Annotated in this window: 11 protein-coding genes; 9 read left to right on the top strand and 2 right to left on the bottom strand. The window is 46.4% G+C overall.

Annotated elements, in window-relative coordinates:
* Window positions 1-156: 156 nt before the first annotated feature.
* The gene (locus RMO52_RS18500) at window positions 157-1,368 is read right to left on the bottom strand and encodes a hypothetical protein (protein WP_310417177.1); all 1,212 of its coding nucleotides are present in this window, start codon (window positions 1,366-1,368) and stop codon (window positions 157-159) included.
* A gap of 632 nt (window positions 1,369-2,000) precedes the next feature.
* On the opposite strand from RMO52_RS18500, the gene RMO52_RS18495 reads away from it, so the two are divergent.
* The 7 genes from RMO52_RS18495 to RMO52_RS18465 all read left to right on the top strand — a co-directional run bounded on the left by RMO52_RS18495 (window position 2,001) and on the right by RMO52_RS18465 (window position 8,539).
* Window positions 2,001-3,434: a sugar transferase gene (locus tag RMO52_RS18495; protein WP_310417175.1), complete on the top strand. Its 1,434-nt coding sequence runs from the start codon at window positions 2,001-2,003 to the stop codon at window positions 3,432-3,434.
* A 488-nt stretch (window positions 3,435-3,922) separates the two neighbouring features.
* Entirely contained in the window at window positions 3,923-4,306 is a 384-nt protein-coding gene (locus RMO52_RS18490) for a hypothetical protein (RefSeq protein ID WP_310417172.1), read from the top strand.
* A 293-nt stretch (window positions 4,307-4,599) separates the two neighbouring features.
* Window positions 4,600-5,385, top strand: coding sequence for a tryptophan-rich sensory protein (locus RMO52_RS18485; RefSeq protein ID WP_309739145.1), 786 nt, complete (start codon window positions 4,600-4,602; stop codon window positions 5,383-5,385).
* A 20-nt stretch (window positions 5,386-5,405) separates the two neighbouring features.
* The gene (locus RMO52_RS18480; protein WP_310417169.1) at window positions 5,406-5,759 is read left to right on the top strand and encodes a DUF5335 family protein; all 354 of its coding nucleotides are present in this window, start codon (window positions 5,406-5,408) and stop codon (window positions 5,757-5,759) included.
* Window positions 5,760-6,026: 267 nt separating this feature from the next.
* On the top strand, window positions 6,027-7,424 hold the full coding sequence (locus RMO52_RS18475) for a DUF3086 domain-containing protein (RefSeq protein WP_310417166.1): 1,398 nt from the start codon (window positions 6,027-6,029) through the stop codon (window positions 7,422-7,424).
* 56 nt (window positions 7,425-7,480) lie between these two features.
* Window positions 7,481-8,131 (top strand): glycerol-3-phosphate 1-O-acyltransferase PlsY, encoded by a 651-nt coding sequence (plsY, locus tag RMO52_RS18470; protein WP_310417162.1) that lies wholly within the window; start codon window positions 7,481-7,483, stop codon window positions 8,129-8,131.
* Between the two features lie 66 nt (window positions 8,132-8,197).
* Window positions 8,198-8,539 carry a hypothetical protein gene (locus RMO52_RS18465; protein WP_309739151.1) on the top strand — a complete coding sequence of 114 codons (342 nt, stop codon included), beginning with the start codon at window positions 8,198-8,200 and terminating at the stop codon, window positions 8,537-8,539.
* Between the two features lie 82 nt (window positions 8,540-8,621).
* On the opposite strand, the gene RMO52_RS18460 is transcribed toward RMO52_RS18465, so the two are convergent.
* Window positions 8,622-9,254: a glutathione S-transferase family protein gene (locus RMO52_RS18460; RefSeq protein WP_310417159.1), complete on the bottom strand. Its 633-nt coding sequence runs from the start codon at window positions 9,252-9,254 to the stop codon at window positions 8,622-8,624.
* A 24-nt stretch (window positions 9,255-9,278) separates the two neighbouring features.
* Here RMO52_RS18460 and RMO52_RS18455 point away from each other — a divergent pair, with 24 nt between their 5' ends.
* On the top strand, window positions 9,279-9,482 hold the full coding sequence (locus tag RMO52_RS18455) for a hypothetical protein (protein ID WP_309739155.1): 204 nt from the start codon (window positions 9,279-9,281) through the stop codon (window positions 9,480-9,482).
* Between the two features lie 218 nt (window positions 9,483-9,700).
* On the top strand, window positions 9,701-10,582 hold the full coding sequence (cruF, locus tag RMO52_RS18450; RefSeq protein WP_310417156.1) for a gamma-carotene 1'-hydroxylase CruF: 882 nt from the start codon (window positions 9,701-9,703) through the stop codon (window positions 10,580-10,582).
* The last annotated feature ends 258 nt before the right edge of the window (window positions 10,583-10,840 follow it).

The raw sequence follows: 10,840 nt of genomic DNA, 5'->3' as shown, positions 1-10,840 counted from the left end.
GATAAAGCTGTCAAGCAGTGTCAAGCAGTCAGTAAATATTGCTAGTATTTGCTCCGCTCTAGCATCGCCCCCGATTTGCGGCGCGCGCTCCGGAGGTTTCCTCCGGGTTTAGCGCGACACGACACATTCGGAGGCGATGCTAGAGCGGAGCAAATACTAGCAATCTTTACTGACTGCTTGACACTGCTTGACAGCTTTATCGACAGCAGGCGCGAGATCGAAGCCCAAGGGTTTACCAGCTTTAAGTTTGGCTCTGGCACGATCTATCGCCGCCTCAGCACCTGGGGGAATCCGATTTTGCCACCAATCAGCACTTTCACTATAAACCCAGGTATAGCGATCGGTAGTGCGGAGCGAGTGATAAATATTGTGTTCTAATAATCGGAGTCGATCGGCTGGCGATAGAAAATGTTGGGTAGTCTTACCAGCGCGAGGATCTGTGAGCGGTTTGGGAAATAGATCCAAAATGAGATCGGAGTAGACGGCTTGACCGAGTTTGACATGTTTGCCATATTTGCCAGAGTTGCTGGATGCGACAAAGATCCGCGCCTGCTTGAAAATAGCCTCGCGCGCGGCATCAAACCACTCAGTCTTGTAATAATAATAAGCCCATTCATTGCCATCGATAATTGTCACGCCCGATCGAGCCGCATCGAGCATCCCATTAATAAAAGCTGGCCATAGTCCATAGTCATGACTTGCCAGTTGCTGCTGTAAGTTAGTTTTACTCACCGGATTAGACCACAGATCTTTCATCCAACTGAGCAATCCAAATGTGAGCACTTGCGCCTGTGGTTGGCTAGCTTGGATTGCCCGTATAAATTGAGCACCACGCTTGCGAACCTGCTGTTGATATCGAGCAAACGTTTTGCCCTGCTGCTGCGGTTGCTGGCGATATTTCCACGGACTGCTGGTAGTATATGGCTCGGAATCAAATGCAATTCCGCGAAAGCCCCCGGCTTTGGCGGTCTTGGCAAAGTTCTGGATATTTTTTTCCGCAGCCGCCCAGTCAGCGTCATTAAACCAATCCCAGCCATTATCCATCCCCGACCACATGACGACAAAGTTATCAGTCAGCCGGGAAGATTTGGTGGCGGCGAGATCGCGACGATCTTGAGTAAATGCGGCATTGGGATAGGGCGTTTTTTTGAATACCTCTTTGCCAGCGTTAAGTTTGAGAATAACGCCATCGAAGCGACGCTGCTCCATCTGGCGGATCTGCTGGCGGAAAAAGTTTGGGGTTGGCGCATCCCAACCGTACTCGATGATTTTTTTAGCTGCTATCGGAACTACTGCTACCGTGGGGATATAGATAGCAATTAGGGTTAAGACTACTAAGCAGATCGCGATCGATTTGCGACCGAGCATAAGCTGCAAAAATCTGAGTGCAGGCAATTTATATAGCAGTATTATCATGCACTTATTCGGGGCTTACAGCTAGGCAATGTAGCTCATTTTAGCATTGCTGTCACATTGAGAATTGGGCGCAACTCCAGCATGAGCCTAACTCGATCGAGTCATATCTACGTTTCTTTTGGCGATCGACAAGAACTTAGTTGCGAGATTTGGCTGAGTTTAAATGTACTATAATCGAGATCTTCAACTTCAAAATTATTACATTAATAACACGATTGGTGGGGAATCGAGATCCCGTCTAGTTTGTCGAACCTCCCTGACTTAATAAGTATCTTCGATCGAGCCATGTTTGTTTGAGAAGAGGATTGCTAATTTAATGTGAGATTGAATGTACAACTAAGATAGGATAATTAGCTGATTCTAAAGATTGGCGTGTTAGTTAAGATTAGTTTGAACTCATGTACAGACAAAAATATAATCCACGTAAAAAGTTGTATAGATTATATACTTTTTTTAGGTAGATAGTTCGGTCTATTTATTTATATATTTTAGCTAAATAAAAGGTAATATATTTACAGGTAGGGCGAAAGTGAGGCTCGCAAAAAACTAACAGTTCCACTGATTTTTATAAACTAGGTAGATTAATGTTTTCATACTTGTTACCAGAAATTAGGCTATCGCTGGAGTTTTCCGAGCGTAAATTTCTACTGTGTATCGCTGACATTATCCTGATTATCAGTGGAATTGTTAGCTCACTATGGTACTGGGCTTATAAAACTGGTAGAGGATTTAGTTTGCAGTTACTGACTGCCCATTCCGCCTGGGTGGTGGCGATGGGCATCGGCTGGTTGGTGTGGATGTTTATTAACGACCTATACGATCTGCGGATTGCTGTCAAAGTCAGACGCACGATCCAACGCATTGGTTGGGGTGGCGCGATTGTCGGCCTCATCTATTTACTCTACTATTTCTTAACATCGCCACTGCCGTTGAATGAAAACACGGTGTCACTAAGATTTGCCCCCGCCGTGGCAATCTTGAATACGACGATATTGTTATTGACTTGGCGGCTAATGTATGCACTGGTATTCGGTGTCGGACATGCTTGCCAACGAGTGCTAATTATTGGCGCTGGTGTGACTGGGACGATTTTGGCAGAAGCCTTCAAGCAGTATCCGCATTACCAAGCGATCGGTTTTATCGATGACGATCGCAAGCTACATGGCAAAGTCTGTCAAAATATCCCCGTTTTGGGCAATCGTCACAACCTGAGTGCAGATATCGATCGCTACAACGTCGATGAGATCGTTCTAGCAATCAGCCGCCCGATCGATGAAGAGTTGCTACAGCTCCTAACTAATTTTCACGAGCGCGGGATTGCGATTACGCCCATGCCAGTGCTGTATGAGAAAATTACGGGGAAAGTAGCAGTCGAACACATTGGCAGTCAATGGTATTCAGCTCTACCTCTCAAAAAGAATCCGTTCGATACATTCAATCGGATTGGTAAAAGAATTCTAGATTTGATTTGTGGCACGATTATCGGCTTGGTACTGGCGGTGGTGTTTCCCTTTGTAGCGATCGCAATTAAGCTCGATAGCCCTGGTGCGATATTTTACAAACAAGAGCGCGTCGGTCAGTATGGCGCTAAATTTACAGTCTACAAGTTTCGATCGATGGTGCAAAATGCCGAACGCAATGGTAAGGCGCAATGGGCGGTCAAAGGTGATGCTCGAATTACCAAAGTTGGTAACTTCATCCGGAAAACTCGCTTAGATGAATTACCTCAAGTGCTCAACGTCTTGCGGGGCGAGATGAGCATGGTCGGCCCCCGCCCAGAACGCTACCAATTTATCAAGGAATTACAACAGCAAATCCCTTTTTATCGGACGCGGTTGGCTGTCAAGCCGGGGCTGACTGGCTGGGCGCAGATCAACTACGGTTATGGCAGTACGACCGAAGATGCCCTGATCAAGCTCCAATACGACCTTTACTACCTCAAGCATTGGTCGCCTTGGTTAGACCTCAAAATCTTACTACGGACGTTCTCAGTCGTCTTGAAGATGCAAGGACAATAGACTTCCTGCGAAAGTCAGGTATTAGGCTTTAGGTTTGAGGCTTTAGGTTTTTTTAGTCAAGACAATACTAGTAAAGATTTTGTTTTTACTTTCGCAAGAAGTCTAATAAGTTAATTAATCTAATCGCTCCTGGGGGCGCCGAAAAATATTTGTTGTGCGGCGCACCCTGCTTTGTGTTGGTATAAAAGGTCAGAGGTCAGAGGTCAGAGGGATCGGAATGAGAGCTAGATCGGCGCTCTCTCACAGTCCGCTTGCCAAATTACTCATGACATTACTAGAGTCGCCGATCGCGAGCGTCTCTGCCCATTGACAGAGATTAATAGTGGAAAAGAACGACTGAAGATCTGCCTATCGATCGATTCATTGACATGACGATCTTTAGTACAAATAAGATGTGTGAGTTAGTAGTATTATCGATCGATACTAAAGTTTGTGACTTCCAACCTGGATTACAGCAGGATTGGTAGCGTCCCTAAAATCAAGCAGGAATGGAAATGGAAGCAAATTTAATAGTGATTCAGCCATCTAATTCACTAAATCCGAGCCAGTACCGGGTAGGAAACATAGCTACCGACCCGATGCTCCCAATTGTAAGTAGTATTGCGGTGCTAACAGCGTTGGCGGTTTCAGCATATGCGTGTATTTCTAGATATCGACAGAAGTCAAATGGGCGCGTAGCTGCACCCAAAGCACTTTGTCATAGTTGTACTTATTTTAATAACAATCTTTATCTAAATTGTGCGCTGCATCCGAGCAAAGTACTTACTCAATCAGCAATTGACTGTGTAGACTACTGTCCTAATAGTAGAGCCAAAAAAGCTGAAGCCTTAAAAAAATCAATGCCGCTTGTGAGCAAAATTTTTCCTGATTAAGCCAGAATAAATTTAATTAATCGAGCAAAAATCTGTCGATCGATTGATTTATCTTGAAGATGGCTTGTGATAATATTAGTAACTGAACGACATCTGAAAAAAGATATTGTCATGGCGATCGGTAAAGTTAACTATTAATCTTCAGCCAAAATGTTCGGGTGTAGAATCCAGCTAAGTAGACACTCAATCGAGGTTTGAGCCGAGCGATTTGGGGCTAGCATTGCACAAATGAGACTGCTGGCGGTTGACTTAGATTCAGTCTCGATCGAGCAATTTTGTCATCATAATTTCCTATGAAACTATCTCACCAAAGTTCCGATCCAGCACTAACCCGCCAACTAGTAACTCTGCTTGCTATTGTTGCCAGTATCGTAGTCAATACCCTTTCTAATATTTTCCCGCTCAATGGTACTAACGTAGGCAAGTTGTCGAATACGTTATTGGCACCAGTTCAGATTACGCCTGCTAATTATGCCTTTGCGATTTGGGGTGTGGTGTATTTGGGATTGATTGCCTATGGGATTTATCAGTTTCAGTCTACCGAGCGTCACAATCCCCGCTTGGAGCGGGGTGGCTATCTATTGACGATCGCGTGTGTCGCTCAGTGCGCTTGGATTTATCTGTTTCTAGCCAGACAGTTTCCGCTGTCGATCGTTGCTATGTTTGGGATTTTGCTACCGCTGATTGCCCTATATCAGTGTCTGGGCATCGGTTCTCAAAACGTCTCCAAACAGGAGCGATGGTTTTTACACGTTCCCATCAGTATTTACCTCGGCTGGATAACTGTCGCCACGATCGTCAATGTTGCTAGTACCCTATTTGTCAGCGAATGGGATGGGTGGGGCATTCCAGCGACGGCATGGACGGTGTTAATGATGGTTGTTAGTGCCGCACTTGCCAGCTATATCTACATCGAGCGCCGCGATACTACATACACCCTGGTTATCGTCTGGGCACTACTCGGGATTGGCATTCGCCAGCTCGGTACGCCGATCATTGCCGTAACTGGCATAGTGGCAACAATTGCACTGCTGCTATTGCTAGCCAACGAATTTAAAGCATTGAGTAAAACTTACTAAATCGTCTATCAGGAATCTTAATGAGTAGCAAAATTGAAATCAACAAATCGATACCGAACGATCGCTGGGGCGAGTTTTTCGACCAGTTTTCAGATGGCAATCGCGGCAGACATGTGTCGATTGAAATCATCGGTTCGGAAGTCGGCGACGCAGAATTAATTAAAGATGCGCCCTTGATGGCAATGGTGTATGACCGACCGAATAAAGGCGACGACCTAGTTATTGAAATCGGTCGCGACGAAGTAACTTATGCTCATACGATCGACTCTCCGCAGGAGGTATTAACCGGACAGAGTGAAAGTGGAGAGATGCTTGCCTTGTCGATTAGCGATGCGGCTGGAACTAGAACATTGATTAAATTACAAGCTAGTTAAGTCAGACTCGCTCGGCTATAATATTAGACATTAAAGCAGGTGCAATCTATGAATTGCACCTGCTTTAATTTTAAGAATTTTTGACTCGATACTTCTATTTTTACCTTCAAACAGTTATGCTCGATCGCCAGGGATGATGGCAAATGCAGGCAGAACGTTACAGTACGATATAATGAGTGATGAGCGATCGATTTGTAGTTCTCGACCTGGATCTGAGACTGCCGCTATCATAGCCAATCTATTTCTGTGCTCGCCACGCCAAAATCTATGAACTCTGACGGAACTGCCAAGCAAAAACCCGATCGCCAATCTTCCCCACGATCGGATATTATCGATGTTCGTGTAGTCGAACAGATCTCGTCAGCATCGGAGCCACTTGGGGATGTTTGGGATAGCGGCGAAGTCACCGAACGCTCCACTTCATCTTCACCGCCAACACAGACACAGCCACCAATTACCATTCCAGTAGAGCCGCCACAGGAGACGATCGATCCCCCGCAATCGGAAGATAACTGGCATCACTTACTCGATGAGATCGATCGAGATTTAGAACCACCGGATTTAGAGCCAGCCGTAGCCACCGAGCCAATTGCTGCTGATGCAGTACCACTAAACCTAACGTCAGTGCCTCCAAGTACGCCAATCGATCCCCACGTTTTACCACTAGTCCGCGCTGAGGCGGAAATCAAAGCCGAAATCGATCGACTTCAAGCGACTAGAGCGGCACTCCAAGCACAAATCGTGGAGACGCAGACAACTTTTGGGCAAGTCATCCAAACTTCGATTTCCGAACTCGAACAACGCCGCCAAAAACTGCAAATCTCTGTCGAACAGCTCGAACGCCGACGCGATCGCATCCAAGAAGAAATCGCCAAAAGTTTTGCAGGTGGCTCTCAAGATATTGCCATTCGCCTGCAAGGATTTAAAGACTACCTTGTCGGTAGCCTGCAAGATCTCGTTGTCATCGCTGAGGAAATCGACTTTCCCCAACCACCCCCCGCTCAAATCCGGATTCAAGCACCGCTCGATCGCGCTGCTAGCGGTAACGCGCCTCGGCAACCCCTAGCCCCAGCCTCACCCAGTCGCGACTCCCGATCCCAAACCCCCCAGTTTGCCGAACCTGCTTTTAAAACAACAGCCACTAAAGTCCGTGCCTCGATCGATCGTTATCGCAATGCCCCAGATTATTATGCGCCAGCTTGGCAACTGCGCCGTACCCTCGAAGCCGTCCACGCCGATAAAGTATCAGACTGGTTTTTTAGTAAAGATGGGCGGGGTGCGGTTCGCACGATGGGCAGCCGTTTACAGAATATCCTAGTAGCGGCAGCGGCAGTATCTGCGCTCAGAGAGCTATATGGTGACTATCTCCGCACCCTTGTCCTTGCCAACCTGCCCGAACGTCTGGGCGATTGGCGCAGAGGCTTTCAAGACTGTTTGGGACTTTCTAAAGCCGATTTTGGTGGCAATGGGGGGATTATTTTGTTTGAAGATCCCGAAGCGCTAATCCAAAAAGTCGATCGGATTGTCGCAAATCAGGAAATGCCCCTAATTATTATCGATAATTCTGAAAATCAAATTAGCCTCTCGATTCTTCAATATCCGCTGTGGCTGGCATTTGCGCCCGATCCCGATCGACAGTTGGATGATTATCGGGAATATCGGTAGATAATTATTAATTAATAACTAATAATTAATAATTAATAATTGTAATTGAAGACTGAATGCTAAATAACACCATTATCGCCATTGGGATTTTTATCCTTGCCTACTTTCTAGGTTCATTTCCGACTGGGTACTTAGCAGGAAAACTATTACAAGGCATCGATATTCGCGAACATGGTTCGGGTTCGACAGGTGCGACGAATGTACTGCGAACATTGGGAAAAGTGCCCGGATCGATCGTGTTACTCATCGATGCGATTAAAGGTGCATTAGCAGTCACAATTGTCAACGTAATTTTCACTTACAATTTAGTGCCAGCACTGCCGACCGAGTGGCAAGCTTATCTAGTCCCTTTAGCGGCTACCGGAGCGATTTTAGGGCACAGTAAATCGATCTGGCTAAATTTTGGTGGTGGTAAATCTGTAGCCACAGGCGTCGGCGTGTTGCTGGCAATGTCGTGGCAAGTCGGCGCTTCGACGATCTTGGTGTTTGGGATTTCGATCGCAATTAGTCGAATCGTATCGATGAGTTCGATCGCGGGTGCAATTTCGGTGACAATTTGGATGCTCCTATTCGCTCGACCATTACCTTCGGTCGTGTTTGCGATCGTCGGCGGTATTTACGTCATCTGGCGACATAGTACCAATATCCAACGAATTATCGCAGGTACCGAACCAAAGCTGGGGCAGAAATTAGAATCGACGACTTAGACTCGCTCTGGAATCGGGAATGTACCCGATTAAAGTTGTTGTATTTATAATTGGAAGCAATTATCTATGACAACTAAAAAATCCGGAGTAAATATGCCAAAGCTCACCTGTTTAACGATTCTCGCTCTATTTGTGAGTGCTTATCCAGCCTCTTTACCCGCACGAGCGCAAGGTGGCGATGTCTCCGGCAGAACTTGCCGCGTTACCGATCCGACTGGTACCCCACTTAACGCGAGATTGCAGCCTAATGGCAAAGTAGTCAATCGGCTCAAAAACGGTAGAACCGTCTATGCCCAGTCAATCTCGACGGATAGTGAGGGTAAACCTTGGGTGTTGGTGGCGATTAAGAATCAGGGTAATTATAAAATTATGGGATATGTCTTGCGGGAGTTTGTCACCTGTTATTAGATAAAACATAGTGCGATCTCTTCTACCCGATTTTTACGAAAATCAGGTAGAAGCGAATAATAACTTGTCAGATTAACTTACATTACTGACACACTTTTTTGACATTAGGTAGCTGACTCGCTGTATCCCACCAAGCTGCTAATTTAGGTGTTTGCGCGGTAACTGTGGCAAATGCTGGGGTTTGAGCTAGGTAGACAAAAATGGGAATCAGATAAAAATCGACAAGCGTGATGTCACTACCGAGCAGATATAGATTACCTGTTACTAACGATTCGATCGCCTCAAGGGCAGTTTTGACGGGTGCGATCGCGTTGTTAACTTTTTCGACATCTGTCTGACCGCCCTGAGTAGGTACGATGAGACTTTGAATGACGATCGTCCCGATCGCGGGAGGATATAAATAGCTATCGATAATCCCCATAATTTGGCGCATCCGGGCTTGGTGCAGCGGCGCGGCGGGGCTGTACTTATGGTTGGCAAGGACTGTATCGAGATATTGAGTAATCGCCGCAGTTTCGTAAATTAGCTCTCCATCGACATCTAATGTCGGAACTCTCCCAAAGGGCTGCTTGGCGAGATACTCTGGGGCGTGATTTTCGCCATTGAAGATATTGATGCTGTGGAGAGTGTATTCGGCACCGATTTCCTCTAGTAGTAGCCGGACAGTGCGGACGTAGGTACTAGCAGTTAGTCCGTAAATAAGCAGTTTTGACACGATCGATAAATCCGCTAAACGACAATGTTTGACTCTTTTATTATGGATGATGAGAAACCTGTTTCGATCCCTGCGGCACTCAGTCTGGGGTCGATCTTGCTGCCGTTGCGATCGGTGCTAATATTCGATCGATCGAACCGCTCCAAATTACCGATTTTGGTGCCGATTACCTCGCGGCGCGGCTACGCCAACGAGCACGAGCGATCTCCTGCACGCTGCCAAGTTTGACCGATTGCGATCTCCAAATTTCCCAAATTAACGATTTTTACAGATTGATTTTGGGTTTAATAGTGATTATTACAGTATACTACTAAGTAAAGATTTGTAAACTATAAAATGACCTCGATCTAGAAAATTGGGTAGTTATTGATTCTCAACCGGGCGAATAACTCTCCAATTCACGTTTAATCTGGATGAGTCGGAAAATTTAAATTAGGTTGCGATTGATGGAAAAACTTTTACGCGTTGAGCGAACTCTTCTGATTGGGCACATCATCTCAATGGCATTTGGGTTAGCCGGATTACTACTGGTATTACCAAACCCCGATTTTATTGCCGCATTACCCGATTTTGGTAAAACAGCCTTTGCTTGGTCGATGGCGGGTGGCGGTGTCGTCTACATGATACTGGGCACTTGCGCGGTAGCGGTATATGCTTATCGAACTCTCGGTCTGTGGCATTGTTTAGGATTTATGGTACCCGCGATCGGATTGTCATTGGTCGCTGAATTAGTGGGTACTAGTACTGGATTTCCCTTCGGACACTATCATTATCTGTCTGGATTGGGCTACAAAATTGCGGGATTGGTACCATTTACGATTCCTTTATCCTGGTTCTACATCGGCTTCAGTGCCTATACGATCGCCAGAGCTGGGTTGGAAACCTTTGCCATCCCGCAACTACTCAAATATATCGGCGCGATCGGGTTTGGCTCGCTATTATTAACTTCATGGGATTTTGTCCTCGATCCGGCGATGAGTCAGACGACGATGCCATTTTGGTTGTGGGAACAGCCTGGGGCATTTTTTGGCATGCCTTACGAAAATTTTGTAGGTTGGTTTGGAACTGGGGTCGTGTTTATGACGGTCGCTACTTTCATCTGGCGGTTGAAGCCGTTAACCTTGTCACCCCAGCAACTCGGCTTACCGCTGGCTGTATATTTAGGTAACTTTGCGTTTGCGACGATTATGAGTATTGCCGCTGGGTTTTATATTCCGATCTTGTTGGGATTGGTTTTGGGCATTTTGCCACTGGTAGTTTTCTATCAAATGGCAACTACACGACTGCCACAGAACGCACCTAAAGCGATGAAGGCAGAAACGATCTAGTAAGTAGCACCGCCCACGCAGTCAGTGTGGACGGTGCAAATATTTTCAACATTAGAAAAGCCTGCAACCTAGATGGTGAGCAGTGGGGATGTTGGGTTTCCTTCTTCTGCTTGGTGTGCTGTCTTGTCTCGCATAATCCGGGAGCGGCGCATCGAACGCGTGGCGGGTCCCCCGCCACGCTGGGAGGTTCCCTCCCGTTTGTGTGCTGAACTCGACGCGCGCTTTGGAGGTTCCCTCCAAGTTAAGCGCGTCAAGACA

It is taken from the genome of Chamaesiphon sp. OTE_8_metabat_110 (genome assembly GCF_031382685.1).
Lineage (GTDB): Bacteria > Cyanobacteriota > Cyanobacteriia > Cyanobacteriales > Chamaesiphonaceae > Chamaesiphon.
The sequence above is the reverse complement of the archived record's forward strand: the minus strand, read 5'-3'. Positions and strand labels throughout refer to the sequence as shown.